Genomic DNA, 23,732 nt, shown 5'->3' with positions numbered 1-23,732 from the left:
GTGCCCCTGACCACCGCGCCTGACCTTCGGGCCTGACCTTCGTGCCGGACCCCGTCACGCACCCGGCGCACGCGCACTCAGTAGGATCGTGCGGATTTCACGGACACTCGGCAGGGATAGGGAGATTCGATGAGCGGCCACTCCAAATGGGCGACGACCAAGCACAAGAAGGCTGCGATCGACGCCAAGCGGGGCAAGCTCTTCGCCAAGCTGATCAAGAACATCGAGGTCGCGGCCCGCACCGGCGGCGGTGACCCCGCGGGCAACCCGACGCTCTACGACGCCATCCAGAAGGCGAAGAAGACCTCGGTCCCCAACGACAACATCGACCGCGCCGTCAAGCGCGGCTCCGGTGCCGAGGCGGGCGGCGCCGACTGGCAGACGATCATGTACGAGGGCTACGCCCCGAACGGCGTGGCCGTCCTGATCGAGTGCCTCACCGACAACCGCAACCGTGCGGCGGCCGAGGTGCGCACCGCGCTGACCCGCAACGGCGGCCAGCTCGCCGACCCGGGCAGCGTCTCCTACGTCTTCACCCGCAAGGGCGTCGTGATCGTGCCCAAGGGCGACCTGACCGAGGACGACCTGCTCGAGGTGGTCCTCGACGCCGGCGCCGAGGAGGTCAACGACCTCGGGGAGTCCTTCGAGATCATCAGCGAGGCCGGTGACTTCGTCGCCGTGCGCACCGCCCTCCAGGGCGCGGGCATCGACTACGACTCGGCCGAGGCCTCGTTCGTGCCGACCCTGCAGGTCGAGCTCGACGCCGACGGCGCGCGCAAGATGTTCCGCGTCATCGACGCCCTCGAGGACAGCGACGACGTGCAGAACGTCTGGGCCAACGGCGACGTCAGCGACGACATCCTCGCCGAGCTCGACGAGGAGTGAGCGGTGGGCGGCGCGTCGCTGTCCTGACGCGCCGCCGGCAGGGTACGTTTGTCCTCCGAACAGGTGTTCGGGCAGGACGTCTGCGTTGATCGTCGTGGCGAGGAGCCGGTTGTGCGCGTGCTTGGTGTCGACCCCGGCCTGACCCGCTGCGGTCTCGGCGTGGTCGACGGCGGCCTCGGCCAGCCGCTGCGCATGGTCGCCGTCGGCGTCATCCGCACGCCGGCCAAGGAGGAGACCCACCTGCGCCTGCACGCGCTGCGCGCCGAGATGGAGCAGTGGATCCACCGCTACGAGCCCGACGCGATCGCCGTCGAGCGCGTGTTCGCCCAGGCCAACCTGCGCAGCGTCATGGGCACCGCCCAGGCGTCCGCCGTGGCGATGCTCGCCGCGGCCGAGCGCGGCCTGCCCCTTGCCATGCACACCCCGAGCGAGGTCAAGGCTGCCGTGACCGGTAGCGGCCGCGCGGACAAGGCCCAGGTGACCACCATGGTGACCCGCATCCTGCGACTGGAGACGCGGCCCGAGCCCGCGGACGCCGCCGACGCCCTCGCCCTGGCCATCTGCCACGTATGGCGTGGCGCGGCCCAGGACCGCCTGCAGCGCGCCGCCGCGGCGGCCCGGGCAGGTGCCCGGTGATCGCCTCCGTCCGCGGCCCGGTGCTCTCGGTCGGCCTCGACTCCGCCGTCGTGGAGGTCGGGGGAGTGGGCCTGCTGGTGCACACCACGCCGGCCACCGCCGCGGGGCTGCGCCCGGGCAACCCGGCCAGCCTGGCGACGACCCTCGTGGTGCGCGAGGAGTCGCTGACCCTCTACGGCTTCCCCGACGAGGACGAGCGGCGGGTCTTCGAGCTGGTCCAGACCGTCTCCGGCGTCGGGCCCCGGCTGGCCCTGGCGATGCTCGCGGTGCACGCCCCGGACGCCCTGCGCCACGCCGTGTCCGACGGTGACATCCACGCCCTGACCAAGGTGCCGGGCATCGGCAAGAAGGGCGCCGAGCGGATCGTGCTCGAGCTGCGCGACAAGATCGGCCTGCCCACCGGTGCCGCCCCGACCTCGCTGGCCGGCACCGGCGCCGGAGCGCCGTGGCGCGGGCAGGTGCACGAGGCCCTCGTCGGCCTGGGCTGGTCGGCCAAGCAGGCCGACGACGCCGTCGACACCGTCGCTGCCGATGCCGCCGAGGGTGCCGACGTCGCCACCCTGCTGCGGGCCGCGCTGCGGGAGCTGGGCCGGTGAGCCGCGACCTGCCGGCCGGCACCTACGAGGTCTACTCCGACGGCTCGTTCGAGGCCACGGCCCGCATCGTCGACGCCGGCGGCGATGACGACGAGCGCCGGGTCGAGGCCGCCCTGCGGCCCAAGCGGCTGGTGGACTTCCCCGGCCAGTCCCGCGTGCGCGACCAGCTCTCGCTCGTGCTCGAGGCGGCCAAGCGTCGCTCCGCCCCGCCGGACCACGTGCTGCTCTCCGGCCCGCCCGGCCTGGGCAAGACCACGCTGGCCATGATCATCGCCGCCGAGCTCGAGCAGCCGATCCGGATCACCAGCGGCCCGGCGATCCAGCACGCCGGCGACCTCGCCGCGATCCTGTCCTCCCTGGCGGAGGGCGAGGTGCTCTTCCTCGACGAGATCCACCGCATGTCCCGCACCGCCGAGGAGATGCTCTACCTGGCGATGGAGGACTTCCGGGTCGACGTCATCGTCGGCAAGGGCCCCGGCGCCACCGCGATCCCGCTGGAGCTGCCCCCGTTCACCGTGGTCGGCGCCACCACCCGCGCCGGCCTGCTGCCGGCGCCGCTGCGTGACCGGTTCGGCTTCACCGGCCACCTCGACTACTACGCCGCCGAGGACCTCGAGCAGATCCTCATGCGCTCCGCCCGGTTGCTGGACGTCAAGGCCCACCCGCGCGGCATCGCCGAGATCGCCGGGCGCTCCCGCGGCACGCCCCGCATCGCCAACCGGCTGCTGCGCCGGGTCCGCGACTGGGCCCAGGTGCACGGCCGGGGCGTCGTCGACGAGAAGGCCGCGCACGCCGCGCTGGCCCTCTTCGACGTGGACGACCGAGGCCTGGACCGGCTCGACCGCGCGGTGCTGGAGGCCCTGTGCCGCCGCTTCGGCGGGGGACCGGTCGGCCTGAGCACCCTGGCGGTCGCCGTCGGGGAGGAGTCCGACACGGTCGAGACCGTCGCCGAGCCCTACCTCGTGCGCGAGGGGTTCATGATCCGCACCCCGCGGGGGAGGGCCGCCGCCCCGCTGGCGTGGGAGCACCTCGGGCTCACCCCGCCGGCCGCCGCGGACCTCGGGGTCGCCCAGCCGCTGCCCTTCGGCGACACCGACGGCCGCTTCGGCGGCTGACCGGCTCGCACCCGCCCCCAGACTGCTCCCCACACCGTCGAGGTCGACGAGAGCGGCACCACGCCCGGGACGTGTCCCGTGCGGCGACCCCGGCGCGCAGGGGTGGTGGGCCGGCCGCGGTGGCGGGCACACGGCATACGTCCGGTATGACGCATGCGTGGCCGTTCATCACGAAATGGCCGCGCTCGGAGGGGTTCCTTGGCCGCTGTGGCGGCGCTCACCTAGACTCACGCGGACGTACCGGCTCCGTCCGGGACTTCCGCGCGTCCGGGGACGTTGTGCTCCTGTGGTGCGCGTCAACCAAACCATCGTGAAGGACTGACTCATGTCGTCTCTGGCCACCGCGACCTCCTCATCGGGGGCCGGTATCGGTAACCTGCTCATCTTCGCCCTGCCGGTCCTGCTGATCGTCTTCATGTTCATGTCGCAGCGTCGCCGTCAGCGCGCCGTGCAGGACCTGCAGAGCAAGCTGTCCGTCGGCGACGAGGTCTCCACCACCTCAGGCCTGCTCGGCCGGGTCAGCGCCATCGACGACACGGTGGTCACCCTGGAGGTCAGCCCGGGCGTCATGGTCCGCTTCGACCGTCGCGCCATCGGCGGCCCCGCCCCGACGGCTGCGGCTGTCACGGAGGAGCCGGAGGCCCCGGCCGCGAGCACGCCGGCCGAGGCGACCCCGGGCGGCACGACCCCCGGCAGCACGACGCAGGGCAGCACGACGCAGGGCAGCACGACCGCAGGCGAGGGCCCGGCTGCTGGCTCCACCGGTGGTCCGGTCACCCCGGGGGAGCAGGACTGACCGTGGCCATCAACCCCCGCAACCGCAAGCCGCTACGCACCCTGGCCGGGCTGGTCGTCCTGATCGTCGGCCTCTACGGCCTCCTGGCGGCGGTCGTGACCTGGGGCACCGCCCAGGCCACGCCCAAGCTCGGCCTGGACCTCGAGGGCGGCACGCAGCTGATCCTCAAGCCGGTGATCACCAACGGCGGCAACATCAGCCAGGAGCAGATCAACCAGGCCGTCGACATCATGCGCCAGCGCGTCGACAGCACCGGCGTCTCCGAGGCAGAGGTGACCACCCAGGGTGGCGCGAACGTCGTGGTCTCCCTGCCCGGCACCCCGGACAAGGCGACGATCGACTCGCTCAAGCGCTCCTCCCAGCTGCGCTTCCGCGCCGTGCTGGTCGAGGCCGCCGGCGCCCCGCAGCCCACCCCCACGAGCACCGGCACCGGCACCGCCACGCCGAAGCCGTCGGGCACCGCGACGGGCAAGGCGACGACGCCGGCCTCGAAGGCCACTGCCCCCGCCGGCACCGCCACCACCTCGGCGAAGTCCGGCTTCCCGCCGGCGCTGAGCTCGGCCACGACCCCGACGCCCAAGCCCACCGGCGCGGCCACGCCGCTGTCCGGCGCGACGCCGACGGCGACGCCGAGCGCCCCGGCCACCGGCGCGAGCGGCACGCCCAAGAACGCCAGCGACCCGGCGTGGATCACCCCCGCCATCGCCCAGCAGTTCCAGGCCCTCAACTGCGCCGACAAGGCCACCGAGGCCAAGCTGGCCACGCTGGTCGACGACCCGGCCAAGCCGCTGGTGACCTGCTCCCAGGACCGTCAGGCCAAGTACATCCTCGGCCCGGCCGAGGTGGTCGGCACCGACATCGCGGACGCCACCTCCGGCTTCCAGACGACGCAGACCGGTGCCCAGACCAACCAGGTCGAGATCCAGCTGAAGTTCGACGCCAACGGCACCAAGAAGTTCGGTGACGTCACCTCGCGCCTGGTCTCGCTGCCGCAGCCGCGCAACCAGTTCGCGATCGTGCTCGACAGCCAGGTGCTCTCCGCGCCGGTGACGCAGAGCGCGATCACCGCCGGCACCGCCAGCATCACCGGCAACTTCACCGAGGCCAGCGCCAAGACCCTGGCCGACCAGCTGAAGTTCGGTGCGCTGCCGATGTCGTTCACGCCGCAGACCGAGGAGCAGGTCAGCCCCACGCTGGGCACCGACCAGCTGCAGAAGGGCCTGCTCGCCGGCCTCATCGGCCTGCTGCTCGTCGTCATCTACTCGCTGTTCCAGTACCGCGCGCTCGGCTTCGTCACGATCGCCTCGCTGGTCATCGCCTCGCTGCTGACCTACGTGACGGTGGTCCTGCTCGGGTGGTCGCACGGCTTCCGGCTGACCCTCGCCGGCGTCACCGGCCTGATCGTCTCGATCGGTATCACCGCGGACTCGTTCATCGTGTTCTTCGAACGCGTCCGGGACGAGGTGCGTGAGGGGCGCCACCTGCGCCAGGCCGTGGAGACCGGTTGGTCCCGCGCCCGCCGCACCATCCTGGTGGCCGACGGCGTGAACATGCTCGCGGCGCTGGTGCTCTACATCCTCGCGACCAGCAACGTGCGCGGCTTCGCGTTCACGCTGATGCTGACCACGCTCATCGACGTGGCCGTCGTGTTCCTGTTCACCCACCCGATCGTCGCGATCCTCGCGAACACGAGGTTCTTCGGGGAGGGCCACAAGTGGTCCGGCTTCGACCCGGAGCGCCTGGGGGCCAAGCAACCGCTGTATGCCGGTCGCGGCCGGGTCACGATCGCCGCGCGCCGCGCGGCAGAGGGGAGCGCGCAGTCATGACGAGCTTCGCCCAGTTCGGCAACGACCTCTACTCCGGCAAGCGGTCGATCGACTTCGTCGGCCGGCAGAAGACCTGGTACGCCCTCTCCGGCGTCATCCTCGTCCTCGCCCTCGTCGGCATCTTCGCCCGCGGGCTCAACCTCGGCCTGGAGTTCCGCGGCGGCTCCGAGCTGCGCATCTCCGGTGTCAGCTCCACGCAGGGCTACGAGGCCAAGGCCAAGGACGCCCTCGGCGGCCTGAACCAGGGCGCGGACGTCGTGGTCACCAAGCTCGGCACCGACTCGGTGCGGGTGCAGACCGAGAAGCTCAGCGACACCCAGACGGAGGACGCGCGCGCCAACCTCGCCAAGACGTTCGGCGTCAGCGAGAACAACGTCTCGGCGTCCTTCATCGGCGCCTCCTGGGGTGCCTCGGTCAGCCAGAAGGCCATCACCGCCCTCGTCTGGTTCCTCGTGCTCGTCGCGCTGACCATGGCGTTGTACTTCCGCACGTGGAAGATGTCGGCGGCCGGCCTCATCGCCCTGGCCCACGACCTCGTGATCACCGTCGGCATCTACGCGCTGTTCGGCTTCGAGATCACGCCGGCGTCGATGATCGGCTTCCTGACGATCCTGGGCTACTCCCTGTACGACACCGTGGTCGTCTTCGACAAGGTGCGCGAGAACACCGGCCAGGCGATCGCCAACGGCCGGATGAGCTACTCCCAGGCCGCCAACCGCGCGGTGAACCAGACCCTGGTCCGCTCGATCAACACCTCGGTGGTCGCCCTCCTGCCGGTCGCGGCGATCCTGGTGATCGGGTCGGTGCTGCTCGGCCCCGGCGTCCTGGTGGACCTCAGCCTCGCGCTGTTCGTCGGCATCGCCGCCGGCACCTACTCCTCGATCTTCATCGCCACCCCGCTGCTCGCCGACCTGCGCGAGCGTGAGCCGGCCATGAAGGACCTCGCCAAGCGGGCCCGGCGCTTCCAGGCCGCCCGGGCCAAGGACGCGGCCGTGGCCGAGGAGGCCGGCGAGCCGCTGCAGGACGGTGACACCGTGGACGAGTCCGGCGTCTCGCGCCGGGAGCCGGCCGCGGCCGGTGCCGGGCGCGCCCAGCGACCGGTGCACCCCTACGTCACCGGTGGCCCGCGCAACCAGCCCAAGCGCCCGCCCAAGAGCAAGCGCTGAAGGAGAGCATGAGCATCAACGAGCAGTCCATCGCGCAGGTGGTCTCCGACCACCTGCGCGACATCCCCGACTTCCCCGAGCCGGGGGTGGCGTTCAAGGACTTCACCCCGCTGCTGTCCTCCGGGCCGGCCCTGGCTGCGGTCGTGCGCGACATCGCGGAGCGCTACCGCGGCCGGGTCGACCACGTGGTCGGCATCGAGGCGCGCGGCTTCATCCTGGGCGCGGCGGTGGCCTACGAGCTCGGCATCGGCTTCGTGCCGGTGCGCAAGGCCGGCAAGCTGCCGGGGGAGACCCTGGGGGTGGAGTACGACCTGGAGTACGGCAGCGCCCACATCGAGGTGCACGCCGACGCGTTCGTCGCCGGCGCCCACGTGCTGGTGATCGACGACGTGCTCGCCACCGGCGGCACCGCCGAGGCCACCTGCGCGCTGCTGGAGCGCGCGGGTGCCGATGTGGTCGCCTTCGAGGCGGTCATCGAGCTCGGCTTCCTCGATGGCCGGTCGAAGCTGGCGGGTCGCGAGGTCCACACCATCCTCACCGTGTGACGGCACATAGACTCCTGTCATGAACGAGGACGTCGCGGGCGGCTCCACGGGAACCTCCGCCCCCACACAGGTCGAGCCCATGACCGGGCCGATCCCGCGCGTCCGTGCCCGGTTCGCCCGCTTCGGCGGTCCCCGCCAGGGCACCTACCGCGTCCTCGAGCCGCTGCTGCGCACAGTGCGGGCCACGCACCCCAAGGCCGACCTGTCGATCATCGAGCAGGCCTACGCCGTGGCCGAGCAGGCCCACCGGGGCCAGCTGCGCAAGAGCGGCGACCCCTACATCACGCACCCGCTGGCCGTGGCGACCATCCTCGCCGAGCTGGGCATGACGCCGCCGACCCTTGCGGCAGCCCTGCTGCACGACACGGTGGAGGACACGGCATACAGCCTGGAGGACCTGACCCGCGACTTCGGCAGCGAGGTCGCGATGCTCGTCGATGGGGTGACCAAGCTCGACAAGGTCACCTACGGCGACGCGGCGCAGGCCGAGACGGTGCGCAAGATGGTCGTGGCGATGGCCCGCGACATCCGCGTGCTGGTCATCAAGCTGGCCGACCGGCTGCACAACGCTCGCACGTGGCGCTACGTCTCCCAGGAGTCGGCCCAGCGCAAGGCGCGCGAGACGCTGGAGATCTACGCGCCGCTGGCCCACCGCCTGGGCATGAACACCATCAAGTGGGAGCTGGAGGACCTGTCCTTCGCGACCCTCTACCCCAAGGTCTACGACGAGATCGTGCGCCTGGTGGCCGAGCGCGCCCCGGCCCGCGAGGAGTACCTCGCCGGGGTCCGCGAGCAGGTGACCAACGACCTGCGGGCCGCCAAGATCAAGGCCACCGTCACCGGCCGGCCCAAGCACTACTACTCCGTCTACCAGAAGATGATCGTGCGCGGCCGCGACTTCGAGGAGATCTACGACCTCGTCGCGGTGCGCGTGCTGGTGGACTCGGTCCGCGACTGCTACGCCGCGCTGGGCGCCCTGCACGCCCGGTGGAACCCGGTGCCGGGGCGGTTCAAGGACTACATCGCGATGCCCAAGTTCAACATGTACCAGTCGTTGCACACGACGGTCATCGGGCCCGAGGGCAAGCCGGTCGAGATCCAGATCCGCACGCACACCATGCACCGGCGCGCGGAGTACGGCGTCGCGGCGCACTGGAAGTACAAGGAGGACGCCCCGGGCGGCGCCCAGGCCCAGCCCCAGGGCGGCGAGACCGGGCCGATCAGCGACATGGCCTGGCTGCGCCAGCTGCTGGAGTGGCAGCGCGAGACCTCCGACCCCGGGGAGTTCCTCGACTCGCTGCGCTTCGAGATTAACGCCCGCGAGGTCTACGTCTTCACGCCCAAGGGTGAGGTCATCGCCCTGCCCGCGGGGTCGACCCCGGTCGACTTCGCCTACGCCGTGCACACCGAGGTGGGCCACCACTGCATCGGCGGGCGGGTCAACGGCCGGCTGGTGCCGCTGGAGAGCCCGCTGGAGAACGGCGACGTCGTGGAGGTGCTCACCTCCAAGGCCGACGGCGCCGGGCCCTCCCGTGACTGGCTGACCTTCGTCAAGAGCCCGCGGGCGCGCAACAAGATCCGCCAGTGGTTCTCCAAGGAGCGCCGCGAGGAGGCCATCGAGCAGGGCAAGGACGCCATCGCCAAGGCGATGCGCAAGCAGGGCCTGCCGCTGCAGCGCCTCATGTCCCACGAGTCCCTGGCCGGCCTGGCCGGCGAGCTGCGCTACCCCGACATCTCCGCCCTGTATGCCGCGGTGGGCGAGGGCCATGTCAGCGCCCAGCACGTGGTGGGTCGCCTCGTGGCGTCCCTGGGGGGCGAGGAGGGGGCCAGCGAGGACCTCGCCGAGGCGACCATGCCCACCCGCGGGGTGCGCCGCCGCAGCGGCGACCCCGGCGTCGTGGTCGTCGGCACCGCCGACGTGTGGGTCAAGCTGGCCCGCTGCTGCACCCCGGTGCCCGGCGACCCGATCATCGGCTTCGTCACCCGCGGCAGCGGTGTCTCGGTCCACCGGGCCGACTGCACCAACGCCGAGTCCCTTCTGGCACAACCGGATCGGCTCATCGACGTCGAGTGGGCCCCGTCCGCCGGCAGCGTCTTCCTCGTGCAGCTGCAGGTCGAGGCGCTCGACCGCAACCGCCTGCTCTCGGACGTGACCCGGGTGCTCTCCGACCACCACGTCAACATCCTGTCGGCCAGCGTGCAGACCACCCGCGACCGCGTGGCGATGAGCAAGTTCACCTTCGAGATGGGCGACCCCGGGCACCTCGACCACGTGATCAAGGCGGTCCGCAAGATCGACGGCGTCTTCGACGTCTACCGCATCACCGGCGGCAAGGCACCGGCCAAGCAAGCCTGACGGCCCGGCGAGCCCCTGTCCCAGCCTCCTCAGTTCACGAAGATTCGCGCCAGCTCGTCGGCAGCCTCCGCGGCGGTCCACTCCAGCGTCGACGGGCCGACGGTGAACTCGGTCCAGGACCAGCCCGGCACCTCGCTGGCGTCCCACGTCGCCGACGCCATCACGTGGTCCTGCTCCATCGCCGTCACCAGGCGCTCGTTGAGGGATTCCGGCGTTGCCTCGACGAAGATCCGGAAGGCGTTGGTGTGCGGCTCCTGCGGCAGGACCCGGATGCCCCGTTCCGGCAGCAGCTTGGCCATCTCCTGCGCCCGTTCGTGGAGCTCGGCCATCCGGGGCAGCTCCTGCTCGAGCCCGCGCAGGGCGGCGACGGCGTACGGCAGCAGGCTGAAGAGCGTGCCGCCCATCCGGGTGCGCCAGCGTCGCGCCTCCTCGATCTCCTCCTCCGGACCGGCCAGCGCGGCCCCCGCCATGCCGCCCAGCCCCTTGTAGAACGAGACGTAGACGCTGTCGGCCAGCCCGGCGACCTCGGCAAGGGAGTGGCCGAGGTGCGGCGTGGACTCCCACAGCCGGGCGCCGTCGAGGTGCAGGGGCACGCCGCGGTCGCGGCAGGCCGCCGAGAACGCCACGAGCTCATCCCAGGTCGGCAGCAGGTAGCCGCCGTCACGCAGGGGCAGCTCCAGCAGCACGGCACCGAGGCGTCCCGGGACCGCCGCCAGGTGGTCGACCGTCGGCACCGTGGCGCCCACGCTCAGCGGCTCGAGCGCGAAGTCGTGCAGCAGCCGCGGGCCGTCGTCCTCGTGGTGCAGCAGGTGCGACAGCTCGGGCAGCGCCACCCGGCGCGACCGCCTGGCGTCGCACCAGACCCGCAGCATCGACTGCTGGGCCATCACCCCGCTGGGGAAGACGGCCGCCGCAGGCTTGCCCAGGAGCGCGGCGAGCCGTTCCTCGAGCAGCGCGACCGGGCCGCGGGTGCCATAGCGGTCCCAGGTGCCGTCCTCCCCGAGCGCCTCCACGTGGTCGGCCAGGTCACGCAGCTCCTGCGCCGGCGTGAGCGGCATCCGCAGGGGCAGCCATCGGGTGATCCCCGGCCGGGCCGCCGCCGCGCGCTCGGGAAGGGTCAGGGGCTGGGTCATCGTCTCGTCCACGGGGCACATCCTGACGGCTCGAACGTCTGCGGCGCCCGGGATTTCGGTGCGTCGGGTCGGTGACGGGCCCGAGACAATCGGGCCGAGACAGACGGGCAGAGACAGGTATGCCGTGCCCCTCAGGTGAGGGGCACGGCATACCGGCGGCGGGGGGGAGCGGCTCAGCCGCTGAACTCCTCGACCCCGGCGCGGGCCTGGGCCAGCCACTGCTCGCGCGCTGCGAGCGCCGCCTCGGCGTCGGCGATCTTGCGGGCGTTGCCGGAGGCCTGGGCCTTGGCCAGGTCATCGCGCAGGCCCTGCACGGCGGCCTCGAGCTGGTCGACGAGGCTCTGCGCGCGGGCAGCGACCTCGGGGTTCGTGGCGCGCCAGCGCTTCTCGTCGGCCTCGCGGACAGCCTGCTCGATGCGGCGCAGCCCCTTCTCGATCCGCTCGATGTCGCCGCGCGGCACCTTGCCGGCCTGGTCCCACTTGTCCTGGATGGTGCGCAGGGCGGCCTTGGCGGCGTCGATGTCGGTGATCGGCAGGATCGTCTCGGCCTCGGCGAGCAGGCCCTCCTTGACCACGAGGTTGGCCTTGAACTCCTCGTTCTCGGCGGCGGAGACCTCGTCCTTGGCGCGGAAGAACGTGTCCTGGGCGGCCTTGAAGCGGGCCCACAGGGCGTCGTCGTCCTGACGCGAGGCGCGACCGGCCTGGCGCCAGCGGTCCATGAGGCGCTTGTAGGCCGTGGCCGTGGGGCCCCAGTCGGTGCTGGTCGAGAGGGCCTCCGCCTCCTTGACCAGCGCCTCCTTGGCCGCCTTGGCCTCGCCCTGGGTGGCGTCGAGCTGGGCGAAGTGGACCCGGCGGGCCTTGTCGAAGCCGTTGCGGGCGGCGCTGAAGCGCTGCCACAGCGCCGTCTCGGTCTCGCGGTCGAGGCGGGCGCCGCCGCGCTGCTCGGTCTTCCACTCCTCGAGCAGCTCACGCATCCGCGCGCCGCTGGCCTTCCACTGCACCGACGCGGTCGGCTGCGCGGCGATCCGCTCAGCCTCGGCGACGATCTCCTCGCGGCGGGCGCGGCTCTTCTCGCGGGCCGCGCTGCGCTGGGCGCCCTCGACCTGCTTCTTGGCCTCGGTGGCCTCGGTGACCTGCGCGAGCTTGGCCTCGAGCACGCTCAGGTCGCCGACGACGTTGGCCTCGGTGACCTGCTCGCGCAGGCGGGCGAGGCCGTCGCTGGCCTCCTTGGCGCCGAGGTCGGTGTGCGTGATGCGCTGCAGCAGCAGGTCCGCGGAGGCGACCAGCTCGTCGTACTTGCGGGTGAAGTAGGCCAGCGCCTCCTCCGGCGTGGCGCCGGGGTAGGAGCCCACGGCGCGCTCACCGTCGGCGGTGCGCACGAACACCGTGCCGGAGTCGTCGACCCGGCCGAAGGTGGCCGCGGCGGCGGGACGGCGGTGCCCGGCGAGGCTGGCAGGACTGGGCGCCCCGCCGGGGGCGGTGGGGCGCTCGGAGTGGTCGGACTGCTGCGACACGGTCTCAGGCCTTCTTCTCGGTGACGACAACCTTCTGGATGCTGATCGGCTGCGCGGGGGCCCCGTCGGAGGAGCCGCCCGCGACGCCGGCAGCGGCGGTCTTGTCGACGATATCGAGTCCGGCGGTCACGTGGCCGAAGATCGTGTAGCCGCCGCCCTCGGTGGGCAGGTCGGTGTCCTTGTAGACGATGAAGAACTGGCCGCCGTTGCTGTTGGGATCGGAGGTCCGCGCCATGGCCAGCGTGCCCGTGGGGTACTTGCCGTCCTTGGGGGCGTTCTCGATGCCGTAGCCGTAGCCGGGGGTGCCGTTGCCGGTGCCGGTCGGGTCGCCGCACTGGAGCACGAAGATGCCCGCGGTGGTCAGGCGGTGGCAGGCGCTGTTGGCCCAGTAGCCGTCCCCGGCCAGCTGCAGGAACGAGGCCACCGTCTGCGGGGCCTTCCTGCCGTCGAGCTCGACGGTGATCGGCCCGCGGTTGGTGGTGATCGTTGCGGTGAAGGTCTTGCCCGCGGCGAGGGACTTCGGCGGCAGGGTGCGCGTCACGCTCGGGGTGGCAGACGGGCTCGCAGAGGGGCTCGCGGCGGGCGTGGTCTTGTTCCCGTTGACGGCGTAGCTCGCGCCGACGAGCCCGCCGACCACGACCAGGACGGCGGCGACGACGGCGGCGACCTGACGGTTGCGGTGACGCTCGGCCGCGCGCCGCTCGAAGGTGGCCTGACGCTTCTCGGCGCGTCGCTTGGCGCGGGCGCGGTCGCGGGCGTTGGGCGACACGGGTGGGCTCCTTCTGCCGGGGTGGGCTGGCGGGTGGGCAGCCAGCAGTGTGGCCCCGGGCGCGCCGAGGCGTCGGTCAGTCTAGGCACCGTGTCCTGTGCGGGCCGCGGTGCGTGGTCACGACTGCGTGACGGTTAGGCTCGGGTGCGTGCTGACCGTCGGATTCCCCGCAGCGGCTTTCGCCACCAACTGCTACGTCCTGGCCCCCGCGGCGGGCGAGGAGTGCCTCATCGTCGACCCCGGGATCGGCGTCGAGGACCAGCTCGCCGAGGTGCTGCGCCAGCACCGGTTGCGCCCGGCCGCGGTGCTGCTGACCCACGGCCACATCGACCACGTCAGCTCGGTGACCCCCGTCTGCGGCGCCGCAGGCGTCGCGGCATACATCCACGGTGAGGACCGCTACCGGCTCAAGGACCCGCTGGGCCTGCTCGCCCCCGAGCTGCTGGCCATGCTGCAGCAGCAGTTCGGGCCGGCGGCGACGTGGCAGGAGCCGACCGACGTCGTCGACCTCACCGGTGGGCAGCGGCTCACGCTGGCCGGGCTCGACGTCGACGTGCTGCACGCGCCCGGCCACACCGAGGGCTCCGTGATGTTCGGCGTCCCCGACGTGCCCGACGGCACCCCCGCCGAGGCCGGCGTGCGCACCACCATGCTCTCCGGCGACGTGCTCTTCGCCGGCTCGATCGGGCGCACCGACCTGCCCGGCGGCAGCGGCGAGGCGATGACGCGCTCCCTGCGCGACGTCGTGCTGCCGCTGGCCGACGAGACCCTCGTCCTGCCCGGCCACGGCCCGGCGACGACCATCGCCCGGGAGCGGGCGACCAACCCCTACCTGCAAGGACTGACCCAGTGAGCCAGACCAAGGTCACGCCGATCAGCGGCTTCCCGGAGTACCTCCCCGGCGACCGGATCGTCGAGCAGCACTTCCTCGACGTCATCCGCGAGACCTTCGAGCGCCACGGCTTCGCCTCGATCGAGACCCGCGCGGTCGAGCCGATCGAGCGCCTCTCCAGCCAGGGCGAGGACGCCGACAAGGAGATCTACGGGATCCGCCGCCTCGGCGCCGACGCCGAGGAGGAGGGCCCGGGTCTGGGCCTGCACTTCGACCTGACGGTGCCGTTCTCCCGCTACGTCCTGGAGAACGCCGGCAAGCTCACCTTCCCGTTCCGCCGCTACCAGATCCAGCGCGTATGGCGCGGCGAGCGCCCCCAGGAGGGCCGCTACCGGGAGTTCACCCAGGCCGACATCGACATCGTCGACGTGGGCGAGCTGCCCTTCCACTACGAGGTGGAGCTGCCGCTGGTGATCGCCGACGCGTTCTCGCGCCTGCCGGTGCCGGAGTTCCGCATCCAGGTCAACAACCGCAAGATCCCCGAGGGGTTCTACCGCGGCCTCGGCCTGGAGGACGTCACCGGCGTGCTGCGGGCGGTCGACAAGCTCGACAAGATCGGCCCGGACAAGGTGGCCGAGCTGCTCGTGGGCCTCGGCGCCACCGAGGCGCAGGCCAAGGCCTGCCTGCAGCTGGCCGAGATCGCCACGCCCGACGACTCCTTCGTCGAGCGGGTCCGCGCCCTCGGCGTCGAGCACCCGGTGCTGGACGAGGGCCTCGAGCAGCTGGCCGCCGTCATGCGGGCCGCCGCCGAGCACGCGCCGGGGCTGCTCGTGGCCGACCTGAAGATCGCCCGCGGCCTGGACTACTACACCGGCACCGTCTACGAGACCCAGCTGGTCGGGCAGGAGCACTTCGGCTCGATCTGCTCGGGGGGCCGCTATGACGCGCTGGCCTCCGACGGCAGGACCACCTACCCGGGCGTGGGCATCTCGATCGGCGTCTCGCGCCTGCTGGGCAAGCTCCTCGCCCAGGGCACGTTGCGCGCCAGCCGCACCAGCCCCTCCGCGGTGCTCGTGGCCCTGGCCGACGAGGACAGCCGCTCCGGGGCGATGCGGGTCGCCGCCGCCCTGCGCAGCCGGGGCATCGCCTGCGAGGTCGCCCCGGCCGCGGCGAAGTTCGGCAAGCAGATCCGCTTCGCCGAGCGCCGTGGCATCCCGTTCGTGTGGTTCGCCGCGACCGGTGAGCACGGCGACCAGGTCAAGGACATCCGCAGCGGCGAGCAGGTCGACGCCGACGCCGCCACCTGGGCGCCGCCGGCGGAGGACCTCACGCCGCGCGTCCTCACGACACCGGCGGAGTGACCGGGAGCGCAGGCGGCCGCAGCCCGGCCGCCTGCAGCTCCAGGGCCGCCAGGGCGTGTATCGCGCGGCGGTCGCCGCTGCGCAGCGCCCCCACCGGGTCGGCGCTGGCCCGGGCCACGCGGGGGAGTGGCTGACGGCTCATGGCCCGCAGGGCGAAGAGCTCGAGGTCGGCCTCGGCGTCGACGAGTCGCCGGGCGGCCGAGGCCCGCCGGGCGAAACGCGCCCGGCGCACGAGCCACACCCCGCCGACCACGCCGATCGGAATCAGGGCGGTCGCCAGGCCCAGCACAGTGGCGAGCCTGGTGATGCCTGCGGCGAGGTCGTGGCCCGCCCCGGCGATGCCCTGGCCGGTGGCGGCCGCCCGGTCGAACGGGCCGTGCAGCTGATCGCCCACCAGCGGGACCTGGCGCAGCGTCCGTGACGCGTCGCCCATCGAGCTGCCGAAGCTCCCGCCCGCGGACTCCAGCCGCACGGCCGGCGCGGCGAGCGCCTGCACCGCGTCGTGGACCTGTCTGGCGAGCCAGACCCACACGACCACCCAGGTCAGGACGGCCACGTCGGCGAGGACCTGGGCGGTCCGGCGGCCCGGCAGGTCGGCATACAGCTTCATCGGGGTCAGCCTCCAGGACGACTTCATGGCACGGTGCGCGGGTCTAGACTCGCAGCCGCTGCCCTCGGGCGGCCGATCGGCGTGGCAATGGGGCCTCGCCGGTTCGCGACGCAACAACAGGCAAAGGAACTGATATCCGGTGAAGGTCGGAATCCCTCGCGAGGTCAAGAACAACGAGTACCGCGTGGCGATCACGCCGTCCGGTGTCCACGAGCTGGTGAAGCACGGGCACGACGTCTACATCGAGACCGACGCCGGTGTCGGCTCCTCCATCCTCAACGAGGACTACGTCGCGGCGGGCGCCACGATCCTCGACACCGCCGATGACGTGTGGGGGACCGGTGACCTGATCCTGAAGGTCAAGGAGCCGATCTCCTCGGAGTACCACCGCATGCGTGAGGGGCAGACGCTCTTCACCTACCTGCACCTCGCGGCGGACCGCCCGCTGACCGAGGAGCTGGCCAAGCGCAAGGTCACCGGCATCGCCTACGAGACCGTCGAGATGCCCGACCGTTCGCTGCCGCTGCTGGCCCCGATGTCCGAGGTCGCCGGTCGCCTGGCCCCGCAGGTCGGCGCCCACACGATGATGCGCGCCCAGGGTGGCCGCGGCATCCTCATGGGGGGCGTCTCCGGCGTCTACGCCGCGAAGGTCGTCGTCATCGGCGCCGGTGTCTCCGGCATGAACGCCGCCGCGATCGCCCTGGGCATGCAGGCCGAGGTGCTGCTGCTGGACCGCAACGTCGCCCGCCTGCGCCAGGCCGACGCCATCTACCAGGGCCACTGCCAGACCGTCGCGTCCAACGCCTACGAGGTGGAGCGCGCGATCATGGACGCCGACATGGTCATCGGTGCGGTCCTCGTGCCCGGCGCCAAGGCCCCGACGCTGATCACCAACGAGCAGGTGTCGCGCATGAAGCCGGGCTCGGTCCTCGTCGACATCTCGATCGACCAGGGTGGCTGCTTCGAGGACTCCCGTCCCACCACGCACGCGGACCCGACCTACCAGGTCCACAACTCGATGTTCTACTGCGTGGCGAACATGCCCGGTGCGGTGCCGCACACCTCGACCTACGCGCTGACCAACGTGACGATGCCCTACGCCGTCGAGCTGGCCAACCGTGGCTGGCGCGACGCGCTCAAGGCCGACCACTCCCTGGCGCTGGGCCTGAACACCCACGACGGCGGGGTCACCTACGGCCCGGTCGCCGAGGCGCACGGCATGGAGTCCGTGTCGCTGGACGAGGTGCTCAGCTGAGCGCTGCGACGACGCAGCCGACCACCCCTGCGGCGCCCCTGACGGCGCTGGACCGCTCGATCCGCGGATGGCTGGACCACCTGCGGATCGAGCGGGGGGTGGCCGACAACACCCTGGCCTCCTACCGGCGGGACCTGGGGCGCTACCGCGAGTTCCTCGCCGGCCGTGGGGTCAGCGACGCCGCGGCCGTCCGTGAGGCCGACGTCGCCGACTTCCTCGCCGCCCTGCGCGAGGGCACCCCGGAGCGGTCGGCGCTGTCCGCCTCCTCGGCCGCGCGCACGCTCGTCGCGGTGCGCGGGTTCCACCGCTTCCTGGCCCTCGAGGGGGTCGTGGCCGCCGACCCGGCCAGCGCGGTCAGCCCCCCGCGCCCGCCCAAGCGGCTGCCCAAGGCCATCCGGGTCGACGAGGTCGAGGCCCTGCTCCAGGCCGCCAGCCTCGGTGACACCCCGGTGTCCCTGCGTGACCGGGCGCTGCTGGAGGTCCTGTATGGCGCCGGGGCCCGGATCAGCGAGGCGGTCGGCCTCGACCTGGACGACCTCGACCTCGAGGTGGGCGCGGTGCGCCTGCTCGGCAAGGGCAGCAAGGAGCGCGTCGTCCCGTTGGGCACCTACGCGCGCGAGGCCGTCACGGCATACCTCGTGCGGGCCCGGCCCGCGCTGGCGACCTCCGGGAAGGGGACGCCCGCCGTCTTCCTCAACCAGCGCGGCAGCCGGCTCTCCCGGCAGAGCGCATGGGCGGCCATCAGCGCCGCCGCGGGCCGGGCCGGCCTCACCGCCCACGTCAGCCCGCACACCCTGCGGCACTCCTTCGCGACGCACCTGCTCGACGGCGGCGCCGACGTCCGGGTGGTCCAGGAGCTGCTCGGGCACGCCTCGGTGACGACCACCCAGGTCTACACGCTGGTCACGGTGCAGAAGCTGCGCGAGGTCTACGCGCAGGCCCACCCGCGCGCACGATGACGCGCGACACGCGGGGGACCTGCCTTGAAGCGCCTGCGGCGTCGCGACTAGGGTCGTCGCGATCAGCGAGATGCTGACCGACGAGACAACGGCGCTGGGAGTGGAGCACCTGTGACTTCCGAGGTGATGGACGCCACCGACACCGCGACCGACCGTTCGCCACGTCCGCTGCCGGGCGCCGAGAGCGTCGGCACGGGCCAGATCGACGCCACGGGCCGCCCCATGCCGGAGTTCCCCGAGCCGGGGCCACTGTCGGCCCACGGCCCGGCCCGCATCATCGCGATGTGCAACCAGAAGGGTGGCGTCGGCAAGACGACGACCACGATCAACCTGGGTGCGGCGCTGGCGGAGTACGGCCGCAAGGTGCTGCTGGTCGACTTCGACCCGCAGGGCGCGCTGTCGGTCGGCCTGGGCATCCGCACCCACGAGCTCGACACCACCGTCTACGACCTGCTGATCTCCCGAGGTCACGACGTCCACGACGTCATCCAGCAGACGCGCACCGACAACCTCGACATCCTTCCGGCCAACATCGACCTGTCCGCCGCCGAGGTCCAGCTCGTCGGTGAGGTCGCCCGCGAGCAGATCCTGGCCCGCGTCCTGCGCGGGGTCGTCGACGAGTACGACGTCATCCTCATCGACTGCCAGCCCTCGCTGGGCCTGCTCACGGTCAACGCCCTCACCGCGGCGCACGGCGTGGTCATCCCACTGGAGTGCGAGTTCTTCGCGATGCGTGGCGTGGCCCTGCTCGTGGAGACCATCGACAAGATCTGCGACCGGCTCAACCCGCGCCTGAAGGTCGACGGCATCCTGGCCACGATGTACGACGGGCGCACCCTGCACAGCCGCGAGGTCGTGCGCAGCGTCGTCGACCACTTCGGCGACCAGGTGTTCCACACGGTCATCAGCCGCACGGTGAAGTTCCCCGACGCGACGCTGGCCGCCGAGCCGATCACCTCCTACGCCTCTGCGCACTCCGGGGCCGAGTCCTACCGCCAGCTCGCCCGCGAGCTCATCGCCCGGGGCGGGGCGGCCTGACCCCGATGACGACCGCCCCCGGCACGCTCGACCCCGCGCCGGCGGCCGACGCAGCACCCGGTGCCGCCGACGCGGCCCCTCAGGAGGCGTCGCAGCAGCAGCAGTCTTCGCGGCAGGCACCGGACCTGACCCCCGGCGGCGTGATCACCCGGCGCGGGGCCAGCACCCCGTTCCAGGTCAACCTCGACGTCTTCCAAGGCCCGTTCGACCTGCTCCTCGGCCTGATCAGCAAGCACAAGCTCGACATCACCGAGATCGCGCTGGCCAAGGTCACCGACGAGTTCATCGCCCACATCCGCGCACACCAGGCCTCCGACCAGGACTGGGACCTGTCCCAGGCCTCGGAGTTCCTGCTCATCGCCGCGACCCTGCTCGACCTCAAGGCGGCCCGGCTGCTGCCCCAGCTCAGCGCCCAGGACGAGGAGGACCTCGCCCTCATCGAGGCGCGGGACCTGCTCTTCGCCCGGCTGCTGCAGTACCGCGCGTTCAAGGACATCGCGGCGGCCTTCGCCGAGGAGATGGCCCGCGCCGGTCGGATGACGCCACGCCAGGCGGGGCTGGAGCCGGAGTTCGCCGCGCTGCTGCCCGAGCTGGTCATCGGCATCACCCCCGAGCAGCTGGCCATGATCGCGGCCCGGGCGATGACCCCCAAGGTCGTCCCGACCGTCGGCCTGGAGCACCTGCACGCCCCGGCCGTCAGCGTCCGCGAGCAGGCGGCCCTGGTCGTCGAGCGGCTCCGCCGCGACCGCACCGTCTCCTTCCGCTCGCTGGTCTCCGACGCCGACGCCACCCTGGTCATCGTGGCCCGGTTCCTGGCCCTGCTGGAGCTGTTCCGGGAGTCGGCGATCGCCTTCGACCAGGTCGAGGCGCTCGGCGAGCTGACCGTGCGGTGGACCGGCACGGACGTGGGCGACATCGGGGTCAGCGACGAGTTCGACGAGGGTGACGAGGCCGGGCAGGACCCCGCCGGTGACGACCCCACCCCCGGCACGTCAGACTGAGCACGGACCCGCGGCCGCCGAGCCGTGGCGGCAGGACGATCGCAGCATGACCAAGGAGAGCACCAGTGAGTGAGACGAGGGCCGACTCGGCGGAGGCCGCCGATGTCGCCGTCGCCGACGTCGAGGAGTCTGAGGCGGAGTCTGCCGAGGAGCAGATCGCGTTCGACATCAACGACTTCCCGGCCGGCGCCCGCGGCGCCATCGAAGCCGTGCTGATGGTCGTCGACGAGCCGGTCAGCGAGGTGGCTCTGGCCTCCGCGCTGGAGCTGCCGGTCGAGGACGTCGTCGGCCACCTGCAGGCCCTCGCCGACGACTACGAGCTGGACAACCGCGGGTTCACGGTGCGCAACGTGGCCGGGGGATGGCGGGTCTACAGCCGGCCGGAGTACGCCCCGGTCGTCGAGAAGTTCCTCCTCGACGGCCAGCAGGCCAAGCTCACCCAGGCCTCGCTGGAGACGTTGGCGGTCATCGCCTACCGCCAGCCGATCTCCCGCTCCCGGGTCAGCGCCGTGCGCGGCGTCAACGTCGACGGTGTGGTCCGCACCCTGCTCACCCGTGGCCTGATCCAGGAGGTCGGCGCCGAGGGCGAGTCCGGCGCGACCCTCTACGGCACCACCGACTACTTCCTTCAGCGGCTCGGGCTGCGCTCCCTCGACGAGCTGCCGGCCCTGGCCCCCTACCTACCCGAGGTTGATGTGCTCGACGAGCTGGCAGAGCAGGGCCGGGCATGAGCCCGCAGGCACCCCGCGGAGGCGGGGCCTCAGGCGGCGGCAGCCGCGGGGGAGCGGGGCGGGGTCGTCCCGGCAGCGGCAAGCCCGGCGCGGCCAAGGCAGGCGCCGGCAAGGCCGGCGGTCGCGGCAAGCCGGCCGGCAAGGGCGGCGCCCCGCGTCGCGGCAGCTCGGGCACGACCAAGCCGAGCCAGCCGACCCGCCTGCCGCAGCGGCGCGAGCCGGTCGTCCAGGTCGACGTCCACGACCCCGACGGCGTGCGCCTGCAGAAGCTGCTCGCCGCGGCGGGGGTCGGCAGCCGCCGCACCTGCGAGAACCTCATCGCCGCGGGCCGGGTCGAGGTCGACGGCCAGGTCGTCACCGAGCTCGGTGTCAGGGTGGACCCGATCCGGCAGACCGTGCACGTCGACGGCGAGCGCGTGAACCTCGACGAGTCCCGGCTCTACCTGGCGTTCAACAAGCCGCTGGGCGTCGTCTCCACGATGAGCGACGACCTGGGCCGGCCCTCGGTCGGCGACTACGTGATGAACCGCAAGGAGCGCCTCTTCCACGTCGGCCGCCTGGACGCCGACACCGAGGGCCTGCTCCTGCTGACCAACGACGGCGACCTGGCCCACCGACTCCAGCACCCGGCATACGGCGTGCCCAAGACCTATCTCGCGCAGGTCCCCGGACCGGTCGCGCGCGACGTGGGCAAGCGGCTGCGCGCGGGCATCGAGCTCGAGGACGGGCCGGTCAAGGTCGACTCGTTCAAGCTGGTCGACTCCGCGCCGGGCAAGGCGCTGGTCGAGGTGATCCTGCACGAGGGGCGCAAGCACGTGGTGCGCCGCCTGCTGGAGGCCGTCGGCTACCCGGTCATCACGCTGGTGCGCACCGACGTGGGCCCGATCCACCTCGGCGACCTCAAGCCGGGGCGCCTGCGGGCGCTCTCGCGCGACGAGGTCGGCAAGCTCTACTCAGCAGCTGGACTCTGACGACGGCGCCGGGCCGGGGGTCGATACGGTTTCCTGCGTGACTTCCACCGGTATGCCGTCCGGCCCGGTCCGCGCGGTCCGCGCGGTCCGCGGCGCGACCCAGCTCGACGTCGACGAGCGCGAGCACGTGCTGGCCTCGACGCGCGAGCTGGTCAGCGCGGTGATGGAGGCCAACGACCTCAGCACCGACGACGTCATCTCGATCGTGTTCACGGCCACGCCGGACCTGCGCAGCGAGTTCCCGGCGGTCGCCGCCCGCGAGCTCGGGATGGGCGACGTGCCGTTGATGTGCGCGCAGGAGCTCGACATCGAGGGCTCGATGCCGCGGGTGATCCGGCTGATGGCCCACGTCACGACCGGGCTGCAGCGCTCGGAGATCACCCACGTCTACCTGCGCGGGGCCGCGGCCCTGCGGCGGGACCTGGCCCAGTGACCTCCGGGTCGGTGCCGGACCGGGCGGGGGGCGCGCCGGGCGAGGAACCGGGCGGCGGGCGGCACGTCCGGGTGGTCGGGACCGGGCTCATCGGGGCCAGCCTCGGCCTGGCCCTGACCAACCGCGGCTTCCGGGTCTCCCTCACCGACGCCTCCCCGACGGCCGCGGCCCTGGCCCGCGACCTCGGGGCCGGCGTGCTGGAGGGTGAGGTCCCCGACGCGCCGGAGCTCGTCGTCGTGGCGGCGCCGCCGGACGTCGTCGCCCGCGTCGTGGCCGAGGAGCTGGGCCGCTGGCCGGAGGCCGTCGTCACCGACGTCGCCTCGGTCAAGAGCTCGGTGCTCCGGGAGCTGGAGGGGATGGGGGTCGACCTCAGTCGTTACGTCGGGGCCCACCCCATGGCCGGGCGGGAGCGGTCGGGGGCGATCGCGGCCCAGGCCGACCTTTTCGACGGGCGGGCCTGGGTCGTGGCACCGGGGCCGCTGGCAAGCCCTGGCGCCGTCGCCCTGGTGCGCCGGCTCGGCGAGACGGTCGGGGCAGCGGTGACGCAGATGTCCCCCGAGGAGCACGACGCGGCCGTGGCCGCCGTGTCCCACGTGCCGCAGGTGGCCGCCTCGCTGGTCGCCGGCCGGCTGCGTGACCTGCCCGCGAGCGCCGTGGCCCTGGCCGGTCAGGGCATCCGGGACGTCACCCGGATCGCCGCGAGCGACCCGGCGATGTGGACCCAGATCCTGGCCGCCAACGCCCCGGCGGTGCGCGCGGTGCTGGAGGCGCTGCGCGACGACCTGGACGGCGTGCTCGCCGCGCTCGGCCGGCTCACCCCGGGCGGGAGTGCGGCCGAGGCCGGGGACATCGCTCCCGAGCCGGTGGCTCCCGACACAGGCCGGGCCGTGGGAGCCCGGGCGGTCCTGGCCCGCGCGGTGGCCGAGGGCAACGTCGGCCACGCACGCATCCCCGGCAAGCACGGCGCGGCCCCGACCACGTATGCAGCCGTGGTCGTCGTCGTGCCGGACGAGCCCGGCGCGCTGGCCCGGCTGCTGCACGACGTGGGGGAGGCCAGCATCAACCTCGAGGACCTGCACCTCGAGCACGGCCTCGGCCAGCCGGTCGGCCTCGCCGAGCTGTCGGTGCTGCCCGCCGCGCAGGAGCCCCTGGTCACCGCCCTGTCCGCTCTCGGCTGGCGCGTCCACGACTGACCCACCCCGCG

General features: G+C 72.7%; 23 protein-coding genes. 19 read left to right on the top strand and 4 right to left on the bottom strand.

Annotated features, from left to right (window positions below; genetic code table 11):
- The first annotated feature begins 129 nt into the window (after positions 1–129).
- From AC3ANM_RS01700 to AC3ANM_RS01660, 9 genes are all read left to right on the top strand, one after another.
- Positions 130–885 carry a YebC/PmpR family DNA-binding transcriptional regulator gene (locus tag AC3ANM_RS01700; protein WP_141788294.1) on the top strand — a complete coding sequence of 252 codons (756 nt, stop codon included), beginning with the start codon at positions 130–132 and terminating at the stop codon, positions 883–885.
- A 111-nt stretch (positions 886–996) separates the two neighbouring features.
- Positions 997–1,521 (top strand): crossover junction endodeoxyribonuclease RuvC, encoded by a 525-nt coding sequence (gene ruvC, locus AC3ANM_RS01695; protein WP_488286413.1) that lies wholly within the window; start codon positions 997–999, stop codon positions 1,519–1,521.
- On the top strand, positions 1,518–2,117 hold the full coding sequence (gene ruvA / locus AC3ANM_RS01690) for a Holliday junction branch migration protein RuvA (protein WP_488286412.1): 600 nt from the start codon (positions 1,518–1,520) through the stop codon (positions 2,115–2,117). The genes ruvC and ruvA overlap by 4 nt, the downstream gene beginning before the upstream one ends.
- Positions 2,114–3,232 (top strand): Holliday junction branch migration DNA helicase RuvB, encoded by a 1,119-nt coding sequence (gene ruvB / locus AC3ANM_RS01685; RefSeq protein WP_488286411.1) that lies wholly within the window; start codon positions 2,114–2,116, stop codon positions 3,230–3,232. The genes ruvA and ruvB overlap by 4 nt, the downstream gene beginning before the upstream one ends.
- A 325-nt stretch (positions 3,233–3,557) precedes the next feature.
- Positions 3,558–4,028 (top strand): preprotein translocase subunit YajC, encoded by a 471-nt coding sequence (gene yajC / locus AC3ANM_RS01680; protein ID WP_488286410.1) that lies wholly within the window; start codon positions 3,558–3,560, stop codon positions 4,026–4,028.
- A gap of 2 nt (positions 4,029–4,030) precedes the next feature.
- Positions 4,031–5,854, top strand: a complete 1,824-nt coding sequence (gene secD, locus AC3ANM_RS01675; RefSeq protein WP_488286409.1) for a protein translocase subunit SecD — start codon at positions 4,031–4,033, stop codon at positions 5,852–5,854.
- Positions 5,851–7,020 (top strand): protein translocase subunit SecF, encoded by a 1,170-nt coding sequence (gene secF / locus AC3ANM_RS01670; RefSeq protein ID WP_488286408.1) that lies wholly within the window; start codon positions 5,851–5,853, stop codon positions 7,018–7,020. Before secD ends, secF begins: the two co-directional genes overlap by 4 nt.
- Positions 7,021–7,028: 8 nt before the next feature.
- Positions 7,029–7,565, top strand: coding sequence for an adenine phosphoribosyltransferase (locus AC3ANM_RS01665; protein ID WP_488286407.1), 537 nt, complete (start codon positions 7,029–7,031; stop codon positions 7,563–7,565).
- Between the two features lie 79 nt (positions 7,566–7,644).
- A complete protein-coding gene (locus AC3ANM_RS01660; RefSeq protein WP_488287896.1) occupies positions 7,645–9,921 on the top strand; it encodes a RelA/SpoT family protein in 2,277 nt (758 codons plus the stop codon).
- A gap of 29 nt (positions 9,922–9,950) precedes the next feature.
- Here AC3ANM_RS01660 and AC3ANM_RS01655 read toward each other — a convergent pair whose 3' ends face one another.
- The 3 genes from AC3ANM_RS01655 to AC3ANM_RS01645 all read right to left on the bottom strand — a co-directional run bounded on the left by AC3ANM_RS01655 (position 9,951) and on the right by AC3ANM_RS01645 (position 13,337).
- Positions 9,951–11,066: a threonine aldolase family protein gene (locus tag AC3ANM_RS01655; protein WP_488286406.1), complete on the bottom strand. Its 1,116-nt coding sequence runs from the start codon at positions 11,064–11,066 to the stop codon at positions 9,951–9,953.
- Between the two features lie 161 nt (positions 11,067–11,227).
- Complete coding sequence (locus AC3ANM_RS01650; RefSeq protein WP_488286405.1) at positions 11,228–12,568, bottom strand: DUF349 domain-containing protein; 1,341 nt, start codon at positions 12,566–12,568, stop codon at positions 11,228–11,230.
- A gap of 4 nt (positions 12,569–12,572) precedes the next feature.
- Entirely contained in the window at positions 12,573–13,337 is a 765-nt protein-coding gene (locus AC3ANM_RS01645) for a peptidylprolyl isomerase (protein WP_488286404.1), read from the bottom strand.
- 148 nt (positions 13,338–13,485) lie between these two features.
- On the opposite strand from AC3ANM_RS01645, the gene AC3ANM_RS01640 reads away from it, so the two are divergent.
- Entirely contained in the window at positions 13,486–14,190 is a 705-nt protein-coding gene (locus AC3ANM_RS01640; protein WP_488286403.1) for an MBL fold metallo-hydrolase, read from the top strand.
- Positions 14,187–15,530, top strand: coding sequence for a histidine--tRNA ligase (hisS, locus tag AC3ANM_RS01635; RefSeq protein WP_488286402.1), 1,344 nt, complete (start codon positions 14,187–14,189; stop codon positions 15,528–15,530). Before AC3ANM_RS01640 ends, hisS begins: the two co-directional genes overlap by 4 nt.
- On the opposite strand, the gene AC3ANM_RS01630 is transcribed toward hisS, so the two are convergent.
- On the bottom strand, positions 15,511–16,140 hold the full coding sequence (locus tag AC3ANM_RS01630) for a hypothetical protein (RefSeq protein WP_488286401.1): 630 nt from the start codon (positions 16,138–16,140) through the stop codon (positions 15,511–15,513). The two genes, hisS and AC3ANM_RS01630, sit on opposite strands and share 20 nt — an antisense overlap.
- A 139-nt stretch (positions 16,141–16,279) precedes the next feature.
- On the opposite strand from AC3ANM_RS01630, the gene ald reads away from it, so the two are divergent.
- The 8 genes from ald (at position 16,280) to AC3ANM_RS01590 (ending at position 23,721) form a co-directional block, all read left to right on the top strand.
- Positions 16,280–17,395: an alanine dehydrogenase gene (ald, locus tag AC3ANM_RS01625; protein WP_488286400.1), complete on the top strand. Its 1,116-nt coding sequence runs from the start codon at positions 16,280–16,282 to the stop codon at positions 17,393–17,395.
- A gap of 38 nt (positions 17,396–17,433) precedes the next feature.
- Positions 17,434–18,354, top strand: a complete 921-nt coding sequence (gene xerD / locus AC3ANM_RS01620) for a site-specific tyrosine recombinase XerD (protein WP_488287895.1) — start codon at positions 17,434–17,436, stop codon at positions 18,352–18,354.
- Between the two features lie 126 nt (positions 18,355–18,480).
- Positions 18,481–19,392 carry a ParA family protein gene (locus AC3ANM_RS01615; RefSeq protein WP_488287894.1) on the top strand — a complete coding sequence of 304 codons (912 nt, stop codon included), beginning with the start codon at positions 18,481–18,483 and terminating at the stop codon, positions 19,390–19,392.
- Positions 19,393–19,397: 5 nt separating this feature from the next.
- Complete coding sequence (locus tag AC3ANM_RS01610) at positions 19,398–20,393, top strand: segregation and condensation protein A (RefSeq protein WP_488286399.1); 996 nt, start codon at positions 19,398–19,400, stop codon at positions 20,391–20,393.
- A gap of 65 nt (positions 20,394–20,458) precedes the next feature.
- Positions 20,459–21,124, top strand: a complete 666-nt coding sequence (gene scpB, locus AC3ANM_RS01605; RefSeq protein WP_488286398.1) for an SMC-Scp complex subunit ScpB — start codon at positions 20,459–20,461, stop codon at positions 21,122–21,124.
- Complete coding sequence (locus tag AC3ANM_RS01600; protein WP_488286397.1) at positions 21,121–22,095, top strand: pseudouridine synthase; 975 nt, start codon at positions 21,121–21,123, stop codon at positions 22,093–22,095. The genes scpB and AC3ANM_RS01600 overlap by 4 nt, the downstream gene beginning before the upstream one ends.
- Positions 22,096–22,132: 37 nt before the next feature.
- Complete coding sequence (gene aroH / locus AC3ANM_RS01595) at positions 22,133–22,528, top strand: chorismate mutase (RefSeq protein ID WP_488286396.1); 396 nt, start codon at positions 22,133–22,135, stop codon at positions 22,526–22,528.
- An 11-nt stretch (positions 22,529–22,539) separates the two neighbouring features.
- Positions 22,540–23,721 (top strand): prephenate dehydrogenase, encoded by a 1,182-nt coding sequence (locus AC3ANM_RS01590; protein ID WP_488287893.1) that lies wholly within the window; start codon positions 22,540–22,542, stop codon positions 23,719–23,721.
- Positions 23,722–23,732 lie beyond the last annotated feature (11 nt).

The sequence above is a fragment of the Oryzihumus sp. JJN4-3R genome, assembly GCF_057747915.1.
This window is presented reverse-complemented; position numbering and strand designations above follow the sequence as displayed.

Bases quoted from the DNA above. Each gene is read 5' to 3' on its own strand.
- AC3ANM_RS01630 (WP_488286401.1), bottom strand. From the start codon at position 16,140: ATGAAGCTGTATGCCGACCTGCCGGGCCGCCGGACCGCCCAGGTCCTC.
- AC3ANM_RS01660 (WP_488287896.1), top strand. From the start codon at position 7,645: ATGACCGGGCCGATCCCGCGCGTCCGTGCCCGGTTCGCCCGCTTCGGC.
- AC3ANM_RS01665 (WP_488286407.1), top strand. From the start codon at position 7,029: ATGAGCATCAACGAGCAGTCCATCGCGCAGGTGGTCTCCGACCACCTG.
- AC3ANM_RS01600 (WP_488286397.1), top strand. From the start codon at position 21,121: ATGAGCCCGCAGGCACCCCGCGGAGGCGGGGCCTCAGGCGGCGGCAGC.
- secF (WP_488286408.1), top strand. From the start codon at position 5,851: ATGACGAGCTTCGCCCAGTTCGGCAACGACCTCTACTCCGGCAAGCGG.
- AC3ANM_RS01615 (WP_488287894.1), top strand. From the start codon at position 18,481: ATGGACGCCACCGACACCGCGACCGACCGTTCGCCACGTCCGCTGCCG.
- AC3ANM_RS01610 (WP_488286399.1), top strand. From the start codon at position 19,398: ATGACGACCGCCCCCGGCACGCTCGACCCCGCGCCGGCGGCCGACGCA.
- AC3ANM_RS01700 (WP_141788294.1), top strand. From the start codon at position 130: ATGAGCGGCCACTCCAAATGGGCGACGACCAAGCACAAGAAGGCTGCG.
- yajC (WP_488286410.1), top strand. From the start codon at position 3,558: ATGTCGTCTCTGGCCACCGCGACCTCCTCATCGGGGGCCGGTATCGGT.